The following is a 12515-nucleotide window of genomic DNA, read 5'->3' as shown; positions in this document are numbered from 1 at the left end:
GTAAAAGTTTTGCCTGATACCAATAACGGATTTTTGACGCCGGGTCACAAATGCCCGAGCCCTGCGAACCGGTCATCCGCAGCGCCGGCAAGCCATCCGCGCAGCGCGCTGTCCCGCCGCACCGGCGTTTCGTCCCTTTGTTGTCCGGTAGCGCTCTTCGAGACCGCACAATCGCCTTCGATGAAGATCAAGCGCGCGATCCGGGTCGCCTGCATGGCTCTCCTGTTCCTGACGGTCTACCTCGGCATCGCCGCCGTGTGGGCCGCAGTCTCGTTCGACGACGCCGTGGCGCACATGCCAGTGGTCGAGCACAGTCCGCTGTCGGCGCCACAAACCGCGATCCTGCTGAAGGTCGAAGACCCGACCTTCTACAGCCACCACGGTCTCAGCCTGGCGGACGGGCAGGGCGCGGCCACGATATCCTAGGCGCTGGCGCGCGAGCTTTATCTGTCGGACCTGCGGCTGAGCGGCGCCGAAGGCGTATTCCAGCGCTTCTATCGCGCCGTGTTCGGCTGCTGCCGGAAGGTCGACCTCGGCCGCGACGCGATGGCCGTGGTGCTGGATGCGAGGCTGCCGAAGGTTGGTTCGATACCTCGCTGGATGCTTGGGCCCGTTGAAAGGAACAATATGCATGACCTGCCCGCCATCGCCGACTACGTGCTGTGGCAGCGCGGGATGTTCCCGAAGCTGCTGATCTCGGGCGGTGCCACCGCCGGGCAAGCGGAACCGGAAGCCGAGGTCATCGCCGCGCGGCTGGTGGAGAAGGGGATGCCGGCCGAAGCGCTGCTCCTGGAAAGGGCCGCCACCAACACCGGCGAAAACGTGATCTTCGCGCGCCGCCTGGCCGAACATGCCTTGGGAAAGGACAGCATCGAGAGCCTGCTGGTGATCGGCAAAGTATGCTCGATGCGGCGTTACCTGATGACCCTGGAGCGCCACTGGCCGCAGCCGCGGCGCTTCGCCTGCGCCGTCAATTACTTCGGCGTGGCGCGCGAGCGCTGGCACGAGCATGAAGAGTTCCGCCGGCGCGTGCTGGCGGAATTCACGAAGATTCCGGCTTACCTGGAGCAGGGCTTCCTGCGCGAACTCGACCTCGACGCGGATTAAACCAAGCCTTCGAACATCAGCACGTCGACCATCTCCCCCGCCTGCACGCTGCCCTGCTCATCATGCAGCACCACCATGCAGTTCGCCTCCGACATCGAGCGCAAAATACCCGAGCCCTGCGAGCCGGTAATCCGCACCTCGGGCATGCCATCAGCGCCATGCGATAAAACCCCACGCTGATACTCGGTTCGCCCTGGCTTCTTGCGGATCGCAGCCACCGAGCGCGCCTTCAATAGTGGCAAAGGCGCCTCCGCCCCCATCATGCGCAGCAGTGCTTCGCGCGCGAAGAAGTAGAACGAGACCATCACCGCCACCGGATTGCCCGGCAGCCCGAACAGGAATGCACTCTTTCCACCGGAGGCGATGCGGCCGAAGGCCAGCGGGCGTCCCGGGCGCATGCCGATCTTCCAGAAGGTGACGTCGCCCAGGCGCGCCATGATCTGCCTGGTGTAGTCGGCGGCGCCGACCGAGACGCCGCCCGAGGTGATGATGGCGTCGGCGTTTTCGCAGGCGTCAACCAGCGCCGCTTCCAGCGCGGCGGGGTCGTCGCGCACCACGCCCATGTCGATGATGTCGCAACCCAGGCGCTGCAGCATGCCGTAGATGGTGTAGCGGTTGCTGTCGTAGACGCAGCCTTCGTCGAGCGGCTGGCCGATCGAGCGCAGCTCGTCGCCGGTCGAGAAGAAGGCGACGCGCAGGCGCCGCTGCACCGGCACCTCGGCCACGCCCAGCGATGCCAGCAGGCCGAGGTCCGCCGGGCGGATGATCTTGCCTTTCATGAGCGCGGCGCTGCCGGCCTTGAGGTCTTCGCCGGCAAGGCGGCGGTTGTCGCCGGGGCGGATCGTGCCGGGGGCCATGACGATGACATCATCGGCTAGCACTTTCACGAATTCCTGCGGCACCACGCTGTCGCAGCCGGCCGGCATCACGCCGCCGGTCATGATGCGCAGGCACTCGCCTTTGCCCGCCACCGCGGACGATGCCCGGCCCGCGTACACGGTGTCGATCACGCGCAGGCGCAGCTCGGCATCGGGCAGCAGGTCCTCACCGCGCAGCGCATAGCCGTCCATCGCCGAGTTGTCGTGGGCCGGCACGTTGATCGGCGAAACGATGTCGGCGGCGAGCACGCGTCCGAGCGCAGCGCGCAGCGCCACCTGTTCGGTCGCGCGCACGGGCGCCACGAAGTCGCGGATGATCTTCTGGGCGTCGCGCACGGGCAGGGCGTCCGGATCGTAGGCCGACAGGCAGCTGACGACGTCGGCCAATCGCGGCGGGCGCGCCGGGTCGAGCGCCTGCAGCTCGTCGCGGGTGTTGATGTTGCGGAAGGCGGCGGCATCCTCGAATAGAACTTCGGCCACCTTGATCTGCGGGTACCAGCCGTCCATGCGGCGTCCGCCGGCGGCCAGGTAGCTGGACAGGATTTCGGCCTTGTCGGCCTTCACCAGGCAGAACACCGGATGCGGCTGGCGCAGGCCGTTCTCTTCGGTCACTGCCAGCGCGAGGTCGGCGTCCGCCGCTTGCAGGCCGGCCAGCAGGCGCGCCGCCAGGTCGGCCGGCAGGAAGGGCGAGTCGCACGGGACCGTCAATAAATACGGGGTGGTACAGCGCCGCAAACCGGTTTCCAGGCCCGCCAGCGGACCGGCAAAGCCCGGCGTATCGTCCGGCCACACCGGCACGCCAAAGGCGCCGTAGGCGTCCAGGTTCTGGTTGGCGTTGATGGCCACATTGGCTACCTGCGGGCGCAGGCGCTCGAGCACGTGGGCCGCCATGGTCGAGCCGCCAAAAGGCTGCAGGCCCTTGTCGACGCTGCCCATGCGCGTGCCGCGTCCGCCGGCCAGGAGCAGGCCGCTGATCGATTCGATTTGCATTTTTGTGTTAACCACCGATGTAGGACATTTCGATTTTCTTGCCGGTGCCGCGCCCCAGCCCGTCGGTGTTGATGGTGCGGGTTTCGGAATAGCGGTCATCGCGCCGGCGCCACAGCTGGGCGATGCTGGATGCGATCTCGAGGTCGCTGCGGCCTTCGCGCAGCAGGGCGCGCAGGTCGTGGCCGCGGGTCGCGAACAGGCAGGTGTAGAGCTTGCCCTCGGTGGACAGGCGGATGCGCGAGCAGTCGCTGCAGAAGGCCTGGGTCACGCTCGAGATCATGCCGACTTCGCCGCCGCCGTCGACGTAGCGCCAGCGCGCCGCGGTTTCGCCGGCGTAGTTGGCGCCGATCGGTTCGAGCGGCATCTCGGCCGAGATGCGCCGTACCACCTCGCTGGACGGGATCACCTCGTCCATGTTCCAGCCGTTGGAGGCGCCCACGTCCATGTATTCGATGAAGCGCAGGATGGTCGGCGAGCCCTTGAAGTGGCGCGCCATCGGCAGGATCTGGGCGTCGTTCATGCCGCCCTTGACCACCATGTTGACCTTCACCGGGCCGAGGCCGGCGGCATGCGCGGCATCGATGCCGTCCAGGACGTCGGAGACCGCGAAGTCGACGTCGTTCATGCGCTTGAACACGGCATCGTCGATGGCGTCGAGCGAGACCGTCACGCGGTCCAGGCCCGCGTCCTTCAGGCTGCGTGCCTTGCGCGCCAGCAGCGAGCCGTTGGTGGTGAGGGTCAGGTCGAGCGGCCGGCCGGACGGGGGGTCGAGCGCGCGTAGCTGGGCCACCAGCGCTTCCAGGTTCTTGCGCAGCAGCGGTTCGCCGCCGGTCAGGCGGATTTTTTCGACGCCGTGGGCGATGAACAGGCGCGCCACCCGCGTGATCTCTTCGAAGCTGAGCAGCGAGGAATGGGGCAGGTAGGCGTAGTTCTTGTCGAAGACTTCCTTCGGCATGCAGTAGACGCAGCGGAAGTTACAACGGTCGGTGACGGAGATGCGCAGGTCGTGCAAGGGCCGGCCGAGCGCGTCGGCCAGCAGCCCGGTGGGCGCTTGCAACGTGTTCGGGATCGGCATTGCCGGCGATTTCGCATCGCCCAGCAGGATGATTTTTTCAGACATGCCAGTACGATAGCATGAGGCCAGCCAGCGCGCAGGCGACGATCAGCGGGATGGTGCCAAGCTTATAACGCAGCAGGGCCACAGTGGCGACCGCGCCGATGGCGATCGCCTGCCACTGCGGCTGTCCGCCGGCCAGGAATACCTGGCCGCCGAAGAACACGGCCAGGCTGACGATCACGCCCACCACCGCCGCCGAAATTGCGGTCAGCGGCGCCGTCATGCGCACGTTGCCGCGCGTGGACTCGACCAGCGGGCCGCCGGCCAGGATGAAGATGAAAGAGGGCAGGAAGGTGAACAGGCTCGCCACCACCGCCCCGGCCGCGCCGGCCATAAACAGTGCGTCCGGCCCGAACAGCGCATGGGTCCAGCCGCCCACGAAGCCGACGAAGGCCACAATCATGATCAGCGGCCCGGGCGTGGTTTCGCCCAGCGCCAGGCCGTCGATCATCTGGCCGGCGCTGAGCCAGCCGTAATGGTCGACCGCACCCTGCACCACATACGGCAGCACCGCATAGGCGCCGCCGAAGCTCATCATCGCCGCCTTGGTGAAGAACCAGCCCATCTGCGCCAGCGCGCTCGCAGGCCCATAGAGCGCCGCCAGCAACAGCCAGCCGGCCAGGCCGATGCCGCAACCGATCAGCGCCACGCGCACCAGGCCGGCCCAGGAAAAGCGGGCGTGCGCGGGCGTCGGCGTATCGTCGTCGATCAGCGCCGGGCCATACGATGCGCGTGCCGCCGCATGCGCGCCGCCGAGCTGGAACAGGGCAGGGCGCAGCCGTCCACCGATCCAGCCGGCCAGCGCCGCGCCCAGCACGATCAGCGGAAACGGCAGCTTGAGCACGGCGATGGCGACGAAGGCACAGGCGGCAACGGCCGCCAGCAGCCAGTTGCGGATGGTGCGGCTGCCGATGCGCCAGGCCGCGCCCAGTACGATGGCGACCACTGCCGGCTTGATGCCGTTCATGACGCCGGCGATGGCGGGTAGGTGGCCATACGCCATGTAGACCCAGGACAGCCCGACCAGGATCAGCAGCGAAGGCAGCACGAACAGCAGGCCGGCGACGATGCCGCCCAGGCTGCGGTGCAGCAGCCAGCCGATGTAGACCGCGAGCTGGGTCGCTTCCGGACCGGGGAGCAGCATGCAGTAATTGAGGGCGTGGAGGAAGCGCTGTTCCGAAATCCAGCGGCGCCGCTCGACCAGCTCGGCATGCATCATCGCAATCTGCCCGGCCGGACCGCCAAAGCTGATGAAGCCGAGCTTCAGCCAGTAACGCAGGGCGCTACGAAAGGCGACGGGCTGGGGAGGCGCTTGCATGCAGATGGGCAATAATAAAGACTGCCCATCTTACCTGAGTCAGGCGACGCTTGCCTCGGCGTACACCTTCTGCATAAATGAAAAGGGAAGCCCGCAGGCTTCCCTTTTTAACTACCAGCTATCTACTGCTTACTGGCGCGTATCCACCTGCACCAGCGGCTCCTGCACCGGCGGCGGCGCCACCTTGCGGGTGCGGCCCAGACGGACCGGCTGCTGGGACTGGGCGGCCGCTTCCTGGGCGGCGCGCAGCTTTTCCGGATCGGTCGATGCCAGCTGCAGGCCGGCCTGGGCCAGCACTTCACCCAGATCGGCGGCCGGGGCCGCTGCCTGGACCGGTGCTTGCGCAACCGGTGCCACCGGGGCCGGCATCACGACCGGCTGCGGTGCCGGTACTGCGGCCGGGGCCGCGGCTTCGACAGGTGCCGGCGCCGCTGGGGCAGCCGGGGCAACTTCGACGACCGGCGCAGCAGGTGCCGGCGCTTCAGCCGGCGCTTCAGCAGCAGCCGCACGAGCAGCGGCTTCGGCAACCGATTTCGTGGTCGGGAAAGGCCACGGCGCCTGCCGTGCCGCTTTTGCGGCGTCGGCGGCAGCCTGGGCAGCCGCAGCCTGCAGTGCGGCAGCGGCAGATTGCTCGGCATGTGCCTTGGCGGCAGCTTGCTCGGCTGCTGCGTGCTCGGCAGCCGCTTTCTCGGCAGCGGCTTTCACCGAAGCGGCGGTCGGGAAGGGCCACGGACCCGGGGTCGCAGCCTTGGCCGGCTTGGCGCCGCGCGACTTCGCAGCCTTGGTTTCGGCCTGGAACTTGGCGGCTTCCTCGTCGGCGACCGGGGTGAAGGCCGGTACCGCGCCTTCTTCACCGTTCTCGTTCTCGACGATTTCGTTGCCATCGCGGTCGCGGCGGTTACGGTTGCGGCCGCCACGACGACGGCGGCGACGCGGCTCGTCGCCACCTTCGGCGTCGGTTTCCTCGCCGTTCGGACCGATCGAGGTGACGGTCTTCACGACTTGCTGCTGGACAATTTCCTGCTCGCCGTTCGGGCCGGTCGACGCGACGGTGACGGTGGTCGCGGCGGTGGCCTGGACCACGTTCAGTTCGTCGGTTTTGACTTCGGCAGCCGGGGTACGCTCGGCACGCTCACGCGGCTGGCGCGGCTGGCGTTCAGGGCGCTCGGCACGCTCGGCGCGTTCCGGACGCTCGCCGCGTTCGCCACGCTCGGGGCGCGGCGCCAGCTGGGCTTGCAGCTCGGCCTGTGCCTGCTCGCGGGTCTCGCGACCTTCACGGCCTTCACGCGGCTCGCGCTGTTCACGCGGCTTGCGCGGCTGGCGTGCCGGTTTAGCTTCGGCATCGACCGGCTTGGCGGTCTCGTCGGCGCCGACAGCGGCGCCTTTCGCGACCTGCTCGCGCTCGTCGCGCTCGCGGCCCTTGCCGGTACCGTTGCGTCCGCCACGGCCATTGCGCTGGCCACGGCCGTTGCGCTCGCCGCGATCGGCGGCGGCCGGGGCCGGTTCAGCCGGCTTGACCGGTGCTGCGGCCGGGGCCGGCGGCGGGGTCATCGCGACTGGGGTGCCGAAGAAGAAATTACGCAGCTTGGCAAAGAAACCCTGCGGGGCCGGCGGCTGTGCCACCGGAGCGGCAGCAGCCGGGGCGGCCGGCGCGGCGGCAGGCGCTTCCACCTTGACCGGGCGTTCGACCGTCGGTGCCGGCTGGGCCGGGGTGATGGTCTTGACCACGGCTTCCTGGCGCGGCTTGGCTTCTTCCTTCTGGCGCTTGGCGTAGGCCATGTCGGTATCGGCCGACTCCGCCATCGTGTAGCTGGAGGCAGCGTCTTCCAGGCGCGGATCGTCGTGCTTGATGCGCTCGAGCTTGTAGTGCGGGGTCTCGAGGTGCTTGTTCGGGATCAGGATGACCGTGATGCGGTGACGGTTCTCGATCTTCAGCACTTCGCCGCGCTTCTCGTTCAGCAGGAACGCTGCGACGTCGACCGGCACTTGCACGTGGATCGCGGCCGAGTTTTCCTTCATCGCCTCTTCCTGGATGATGCGCAGCACCTGCAGGGCGGAGGATTCGGTATCGCGGATGTGGCCGGTGCCCGAGCAGCGCGGGCAGGTCACGTGCGAGCCTTCCGACAGCGACGGACGCAGGCGCTGGCGCGACAGTTCCATCAGGCCGAAACGGGAGATCTTGCCCATCTGGACGCGTGCACGGTCGTGGTGCAGGGCATCCTTCAGGCGCTGTTCGACTTCGCGCTGGTTCTTGGCGACTTCCATGTCGATGAAGTCGATCACGATCAGGCCGCCCAGGTCGCGCAGGCGCAGCTGGCGGGCCACTTCGTCGGCCGCTTCGCAGTTGGTGTTGAAGGCGGTGGTCTCGATGTCCGAACCGCGGGTGGCGCGGGCCGAGTTGACGTCGATGGAGACCAGGGCTTCGGTGTGGTCGATCACGATCGCGCCGCCCGACGGCAGCGGGACGGTACGCGAGTACGCGGTCTCGATCTGGTGTTCGATCTGGAAACGGGAGAACAGCGGGACGTCGTCGGTGTAGCGCTTCACGCGGTGCGCCATGTCGGGCATCACGTGGCTCATGAACTGCTGGGCCTGGTCGAAGATCTCGTCGGTATCGATCAGGACTTCGCCGATGTCGGGCTGGAAGTAATCGCGGATGGCGCGGATGACCAGCGAGGATTCCTGGTAGATCAGGAAGGGGCCCGGGGCCGACTTGCCGGCGCCTTCGATCGCGCGCCAGAGTTGCATCAGGTAATTCAGGTCCCACTGCAGTTCTTCGACCGTGCGGCCGATGCCGGCGGTGCGGGCAATCACCGACATGCCCTGCGGCAGGTCCAGCTTGTCCATGGTCTCGCGCAGTTCCTGGCGTTCTTCGCCTTCGACGCGGCGCGAGACGCCGCCGCCACGCGGATTGTTCGGCATCAGGACCAGGTAACGGCCGGCCAGCGAAATGAAGGAGGTCAGTGCGGCGCCCTTGTTGCCGCGTTCCTCTTTCTCGACCTGGACCATGATTTCCTGGCCTTCGCGCAATGCTTCCTTGATGGTGCAATTGCGGACATCGACACCCTCACGGAAATAAGAGCGGGCAACTTCTTTGAAGGGGAGGAAACCGTGGCGGTCTTCGCCGTAGCTGACGAAGCAGGCTTCGAGGGAGGGTTCGATGCGGGTGATGACACCTTTGTAGATATTCGATTTGCGCTGTTCGCGACCAGCGGTCTCGATATCGATGTCGATCAGTTTTTGGCCGTCGACAATCGCTACGCGCAGCTCCTCTTGCTGCGTAGCGTTAAACAACATACGTTTCATTTTTATTAACTCCGCGGTCCGTGGACCGTTTAATTGCTGGAAACGTACGCGGGGAGGGGAGTGTTGGCGGTGGTATGCCCGGGGTGTGGCTCGGCTTGGCCGGCCACAGGGCGCAAATGGCATCGAACGTCATTGTCGCGCGCACGCCGCGACCTTGCTTGGCCGGCGCGGCCCGGTCAGGGCGGCGCAAGGGCCTTGGGGCGGGTGCTAACTGCGACCACAGCCGGACCGCAGGGCGGCCATGCCGAAAAACTGGACCAGGCGATTACCAGCCTTGGCCTGCAGCTTCCCGGGGGAGCGCCTTGCTGCGGGTCCGGCGCAAACGACAAGCGTTATCGACGCCATCACCCGGCGAGCCGACCTGAGGCCGGCTTGCCGGTACTTATCCTTACGATTCCAAACAATCCAATCCTGCAGTCCTGTGCGCCACCCGATTACAACTGCGGTGCAACCCTGGTGCGAACAGGAATGTGCGTACACGTTTTTCTTCATCGAATTCGCATTTAGCGGGACCGACGAAGACGCCCCCTGTGTAAAATATCGTTTTAATTCTTACACCTGCAGAGGTTTGACCGCCGCCTGTCGATTATATATTCAAAATGAAGGACTTAGAGAGAAATTCTGTCCAGCTTGTAACGATTGCCGAAGAAGAAGCTGGACAGCGCATCGACAATTACCTGCTGCGCGTCTGTAAAGGTGTTCCAAAAAGCCATATCTATCGCATTCTCCGTTCCGGCGAAGTGCGTGTGAACAAGGGCCGTATCGATCAACTGTACCGTCTGCAATCCGGCGATGTCGTGCGCATCCCGCCGATCCGCATCGCCGAAAAGGCCGCCGGCAGCGCGCCGGTGCCGGGCGCCGAGTTCGCCATCGTCCACGAGGACAGCCACCTGCTCGTCATCGACAAGCCGGCCGGGGTTGCCGTGCACGGCGGCTCGGGCGTGTCGTATGGCGTCATCGAGCAGCTGCGCGCGGCGCGTCCGCAAGCCAAGTTCCTGGAACTGGTGCATCGCCTGGACCGCGAAACCTCGGGCCTGCTGCTGCTGGCCAAGAAGCGCTCGGCATTGACCAACCTGCACGACCAGATGCGCGAGGGCACGACCGACAAGCGCTACCTGACCCTGGTCAGCGGCAACTGGACCAATCCGCGCCAGCACGTGAAGCTGCCGCTGCACAAGTTCACGACCGCGGACGGCGAGCGCCGCGTGGTGGTGCAGGCCGGCGGCCAGGAAGCGCACACCGTGTTCAACCTGCTGCGCAAATGGCAGGACTTCGCCCTGCTCGAAGCCGAGCTCAAGACCGGACGCACGCACCAGATCCGCGTGCACCTGGCCTCGAGCGGCTTCCCGATCGCGGGCGACGAGAAATACGGCGATTTTGCATTGAACAAGCAGCTTCAGAAGGCAAACGACACGCGCGGCGCCCTCAAGCGCATGTTCCTGCACGCGTACCGGATCACCTTCCAGCATCCCGAAACCGGCAAGCCGATGACCCTGACGGCCCCGCTCCCGGCGGAGTGCGAGCGTTTCTTGGTAAGCTTGGGGCAACCAACAGGCAAAACTCATAATGGCTAGAAAGCAATTCGACCTGATCGTCTTCGACTGGGACGGCACGCTGATGGACAGCACCGCCACCATCGTCAAATGTATACAGTCCGCCGCCAAGGATCTCGGGCTGAGCGTTCCCAGCGACGCGGCCGCCGCGCACGTGATCGGGCTCGGATTGTCGGAGGCCATGCAGGCAGTGATGCCGGACATCGATCCGGCCCTGTATCCGCGCATGGTGGAGCGCTATCGCTACCACTTCCTGACCAAGGACCATGAACTGGTGCTGTTCAAGGGCGTGCCGGCCATGCTGGAAGAGTTGTCGCAGCTCGGCTATTTCCTGGCAGTCGCCACGGGCAAGAGCCGGGTCGGCCTGAACCGCGCGCTGAACGCTTGCGGCCTGCTGTCGACCTTCGATGCGACCCGTTGCGCGGACGAGACATTTTCCAAGCCCCACCCGGCAATGTTGCAAGAATTGACAAGGGAACTGGGGCAGGACATGCGCCGTACCGTTATGATCGGCGACACCACGCATGACTTGCTCATGGCCAACAATGCGGGCGCTGCCGGCATCGCGGTCGAGTACGGTGCCCATCCTGTGCAGCAATTGCAGGCATGCCGCCCGGTCTTCACGGCCAAGAACGTCCCGGAACTGCACCAGTGGCTGATCGAGAACGCATGAGCGAGGCGAACGAAGTCTACATTTGCGGCCCGGATGCCCTGGTCGACGGCGGCACCGGCGTGCGCTTTCCGGTCGTCGCGTTCGGCGCCGAAGCCACCGGCTTCGTGGTGCGCCACGGCGGCAAGGTGTATGCCTATCTGAACCGATGTGCCCACGTGCCGGTCGAACTCGACTGGTTCAAGGGCGAGTTCTTCGAGTCGAGCAAGCTGTACCTGATGTGTTCGACGCACGGCGCAATCTACGCGCCCGAAACCGGCGTCTGCACCGGCGGGCCGTGCCGGGGCGGCAGGCTGCGCCCGATCGCGGTGCGCGAAACGGTGGAAGGCGTCTATTGGCAGCCGGACCAGCATTTCCAGCCGCCGAAGTAAATCAAGCAGGCACTTATGAGCGATAACAACAGCAACGAGAATCAGAAAGCGAACGACGCGGGCCTGGTGCGCAACTGGGAACGCGAGACCCTCGAACGGCTGGTGTTCGCCACCGTGCGCGAACAGCGGGCCGCGCGGCGCTGGGGTATCTTCTTCAAACTCTCCTTCTTGTTGCTGGCATTGCTCGCGATCTGGGCCTATTCCGACTTCTACACCGGCTCCGACATCGAATCGCTGGGGCGTCACACCGCATTGATCGAGATCGACGGCACCATCGACGACGAAGGCAGCGGCGCCTCCGACACCGTGATCCCGTCGCTGAACAAGGCCTTCGCCGACGCCGGCTCGGCCGCAGTCGTGCTGCGTATCAACAGCCCAGGCGGCAGCCCGGTGCAGGCCGGCATCATCGTCGACGAGATCCAGCGCCTCAAAAAAGGCTATCCGAACAAGCCGCTGTACGTGGTCGTGGACGAAATCTGCGCTTCCGGCGGCTATTACATTGCTGCGGCGGCAGACAAGATCTACGTCAACAAGGCCAGCATCGTCGGCTCGGTCGGCGTGCTGATGGACGGCTTCGGCTTTACCGGCCTGATGGACAAGCTGGGTGTCGAGCGCCGCCTGCTGACGGCCGGCGAAAACAAGGGCTTCCTGGATCCGTTCAGCCCGCAGTCGGACAAACAGAAGCAGCATGCGCTGGCGATGCTGAACGAAATCCACGAGCAATTCATTGCCGTGGTGCGCGCCGGCCGCGGCAAGCGCCTGAAGGAAAACCCGGAAATCTTCTCCGGCCTGTACTGGACCGGCGCCAAGGCGGTCGAAATGGGCCTGGCCGACGGCTTCGGTACGGTCGACACCGTCGCCCGCGAGGTCGTCAAGGCCGAAGACATCATCGACTACACCGCGCACGAAGGCTTGCCGGAGCGTGTGCTGAAGAAATTCGGCGCCTCGGTGGGCTCGGGGGCCGTGCATTCGATCTACCGTGGGGCGGTCCCGAGCCTGCGCTGATCAGGCAATATTTGCCTTGAATCTTTTGCAGCGTCGTCTATAGTTGTTTTGTAGCTTACAACTACAGACCCGCATACGTGCGGTTTCGAGTGAACTTCATTCCTCAGGTTGGGCCCCGCAAGGGAGAAAACGACGGCGCAAGCCGTCGTTTTCATGTGCGCTCAGCATGAGCGCACTCTTGTGGGTGAAAGTCCCACCGC

General features: G+C 65.7%; 11 protein-coding genes. 6 read left to right on the top strand and 5 right to left on the bottom strand.

Annotation, left to right across the window (positions count from 1 at the left end):
• Positions 1–44 precede the first annotated feature (44 nt).
• Positions 45–215, bottom strand: coding sequence for a hypothetical protein (locus NX782_RS21475; RefSeq protein WP_258847536.1), 171 nt, complete (start codon positions 213–215; stop codon positions 45–47).
• Here NX782_RS21475 and NX782_RS21470 point away from each other — a divergent pair.
• Both NX782_RS21470 and NX782_RS21465 read left to right on the top strand, forming a co-directional pair.
• Positions 214–426 carry a hypothetical protein gene (locus NX782_RS21470; protein ID WP_258847535.1) on the top strand — a complete coding sequence of 71 codons (213 nt, stop codon included), beginning with the start codon at positions 214–216 and terminating at the stop codon, positions 424–426. The genes NX782_RS21475 and NX782_RS21470 overlap by 2 nt on opposite strands.
• Before the next feature lie 201 nt (positions 427–627).
• Complete coding sequence (locus NX782_RS21465; RefSeq protein WP_258847534.1) at positions 628–1107, top strand: YdcF family protein; 480 nt, start codon at positions 628–630, stop codon at positions 1105–1107.
• Here NX782_RS21465 and moeA read toward each other — a convergent pair.
• The 4 genes from moeA to NX782_RS21445 all read right to left on the bottom strand — a co-directional run bounded on the left by moeA (position 1104) and on the right by NX782_RS21445 (position 8716).
• Positions 1104–2975 carry a molybdopterin molybdotransferase MoeA gene (gene moeA, locus NX782_RS21460; protein WP_258847533.1) on the bottom strand — a complete coding sequence of 624 codons (1872 nt, stop codon included), beginning with the start codon at positions 2973–2975 and terminating at the stop codon, positions 1104–1106. The genes NX782_RS21465 and moeA overlap by 4 nt on opposite strands.
• Positions 2976–2982: 7 nt before the next feature.
• On the bottom strand, positions 2983–4095 hold the full coding sequence (gene moaA, locus NX782_RS21455) for a GTP 3',8-cyclase MoaA (protein ID WP_308633065.1): 1113 nt from the start codon (positions 4093–4095) through the stop codon (positions 2983–2985).
• Positions 4088–5410, bottom strand: a complete 1323-nt coding sequence (gene chrA, locus NX782_RS21450; RefSeq protein WP_258847532.1) for a chromate efflux transporter — start codon at positions 5408–5410, stop codon at positions 4088–4090. Before chrA ends, moaA begins: the two co-directional genes overlap by 8 nt.
• A gap of 129 nt (positions 5411–5539) precedes the next feature.
• Positions 5540–8716 carry an Rne/Rng family ribonuclease gene (locus NX782_RS21445; RefSeq protein WP_258847531.1) on the bottom strand — a complete coding sequence of 1059 codons (3177 nt, stop codon included), beginning with the start codon at positions 8714–8716 and terminating at the stop codon, positions 5540–5542.
• A 599-nt stretch (positions 8717–9315) separates the two neighbouring features.
• Between NX782_RS21445 and NX782_RS21440 the strand changes: the two genes are divergently transcribed.
• The 4 genes from NX782_RS21440 to NX782_RS21425 are packed head-to-tail and all read left to right on the top strand — an operon-like array spanning position 9316 to position 12315.
• Positions 9316–10290, top strand: a complete 975-nt coding sequence (locus tag NX782_RS21440) for an RluA family pseudouridine synthase (protein ID WP_258847530.1) — start codon at positions 9316–9318, stop codon at positions 10288–10290.
• Positions 10283–10942, top strand: coding sequence for an HAD-IIIA family hydrolase (locus NX782_RS21435; RefSeq protein WP_258847529.1), 660 nt, complete (start codon positions 10283–10285; stop codon positions 10940–10942). The genes NX782_RS21440 and NX782_RS21435 overlap by 8 nt, the downstream gene beginning before the upstream one ends.
• Positions 10939–11310, top strand: coding sequence for a Rieske (2Fe-2S) protein (locus NX782_RS21430; RefSeq protein WP_258847528.1), 372 nt, complete (start codon positions 10939–10941; stop codon positions 11308–11310). The genes NX782_RS21435 and NX782_RS21430 overlap by 4 nt, the downstream gene beginning before the upstream one ends.
• Before the next feature lie 15 nt (positions 11311–11325).
• A complete protein-coding gene (locus NX782_RS21425) occupies positions 11326–12315 on the top strand; it encodes a S49 family peptidase (protein ID WP_258847527.1) in 990 nt (329 codons plus the stop codon).
• Positions 12316–12515 lie beyond the last annotated feature (200 nt).

Origin of the sequence: Massilia norwichensis (genome assembly GCF_024753245.1) — a bacterium.
GTDB classification, from domain to species: Bacteria; Pseudomonadota; Gammaproteobacteria; order Burkholderiales; family Burkholderiaceae_D; genus Telluria; species Telluria norwichensis.
This window is presented reverse-complemented; position numbering and strand designations above follow the sequence as displayed.

Coding starts and splice junctions, on each gene's coding strand:
- NX782_RS21470 (WP_258847535.1), top strand. CDS start 214: ATGGCTCTCCTGTTCCTGACGGTCTACCTCGGCATCGCCGCCGTGTGG.
- NX782_RS21475 (WP_258847536.1), bottom strand. CDS start 215: ATGCAGGCGACCCGGATCGCGCGCTTGATCTTCATCGAAGGCGATTGT.
- NX782_RS21465 (WP_258847534.1), top strand. CDS start 628: ATGCATGACCTGCCCGCCATCGCCGACTACGTGCTGTGGCAGCGCGGG.
- moeA (WP_258847533.1), bottom strand. CDS start 2,975: ATGCAAATCGAATCGATCAGCGGCCTGCTCCTGGCCGGCGGACGCGGC.
- moaA (WP_308633065.1), bottom strand. CDS start 4,095: ATGTCTGAAAAAATCATCCTGCTGGGCGATGCGAAATCGCCGGCAATG.
- chrA (WP_258847532.1), bottom strand. CDS start 5,410: ATGCAAGCGCCTCCCCAGCCCGTCGCCTTTCGTAGCGCCCTGCGTTAC.
- NX782_RS21445 (WP_258847531.1), bottom strand. CDS start 8,716: ATGAAACGTATGTTGTTTAACGCTACGCAGCAAGAGGAGCTGCGCGTA.
- NX782_RS21440 (WP_258847530.1), top strand. CDS start 9,316: ATGAAGGACTTAGAGAGAAATTCTGTCCAGCTTGTAACGATTGCCGAA.
- NX782_RS21435 (WP_258847529.1), top strand. CDS start 10,283: ATGGCTAGAAAGCAATTCGACCTGATCGTCTTCGACTGGGACGGCACG.
- NX782_RS21430 (WP_258847528.1), top strand. CDS start 10,939: ATGAGCGAGGCGAACGAAGTCTACATTTGCGGCCCGGATGCCCTGGTC.
- NX782_RS21425 (WP_258847527.1), top strand. CDS start 11,326: ATGAGCGATAACAACAGCAACGAGAATCAGAAAGCGAACGACGCGGGC.